This is a genomic window from Denitromonas iodatirespirans (assembly GCF_018524365.1).
GTDB lineage: Bacteria > Pseudomonadota > Gammaproteobacteria > Burkholderiales > Rhodocyclaceae > Nitrogeniibacter > Nitrogeniibacter iodatirespirans.
On record NZ_JAEKFT010000119.1, the window covers coordinates 1 to 728 of the forward strand.

General features: G+C 64.6%; 1 protein-coding gene and 1 pseudogene. Both read left to right on the forward strand.

Annotated elements, in window-relative coordinates; translation table 11 throughout:
* On the forward strand, positions 1-305 hold a 305-nt coding region (locus tag I8J34_RS24205; protein WP_214364186.1), incomplete at its 5' end, for a hypothetical protein.
* An 80-nt stretch (positions 306-385) separates the two neighbouring features.
* A pseudogene (locus tag I8J34_RS24210) lies at positions 386-728 on the forward strand (group II intron reverse transcriptase/maturase); the annotation flags it as partial.

The following is a 728-nucleotide window of genomic DNA, read 5'->3' on the forward strand; positions in this document are numbered from 1 at the left end:
TCGTTGTGCGCCCAGCATGGGCGCACTCCTGCGGGTGCGAGTCCCGCCGTAAGTTGATCACAGCGAACGAAGTGAAGCGCAACTGCGTGAGGGCGACCGAGCGTGGGGAGGAAGCGTGGAGCGTAAAGCGCGAGCCGATGGACAAGAACCGGATAGAAGGCGCTGCCGAGCAGGGCGAGCGGGCAACGAACCGCGAAGCTGTCGTGATCAAGGCGAAGCGGCGTAAATCCGGCGGTTGTGCGCTGAAGGAGTGTGCTCTTACCTGGGGAGATCTCGCCTTGTGCCTGAAAGGGCGACGGTGCTGAACCGGAGCGAGAAGTCAGCAGAGGCCATAGTAGCCGCTGGTTGTGGGCGAAGGGCCGAACGAGTAGGAGGGCCGAAGGCCATGTCGCTCGGACGTGCAGTGCATCAGAAGCCCGATGATTCGGGGCGTATCGCAGCAGGGCGAGGTGAAGCCTCGTTGTGCGCGGTGCGTGATGAAGCGCGGACGGCGCGGCATGAAACTGGAAGCCCGGGGCGAGACGACCTGCTTGCGCAGGCGCTCGCGAGCGCGAACATGGAGTCGGCGTGGCGACGCGTCAAATCCAATCGCGGCAGTGCTGGGGTGGATGGGTTGTCGATCGCCGAGACGGCGGACTACCTGAGGGCGCACTGGCCCCGGATTCGGGAATCCTTACTGGATGGCAGTTATCGGCCCCACGCCGTGCGGCGCGTCCAGATCCCGAAAT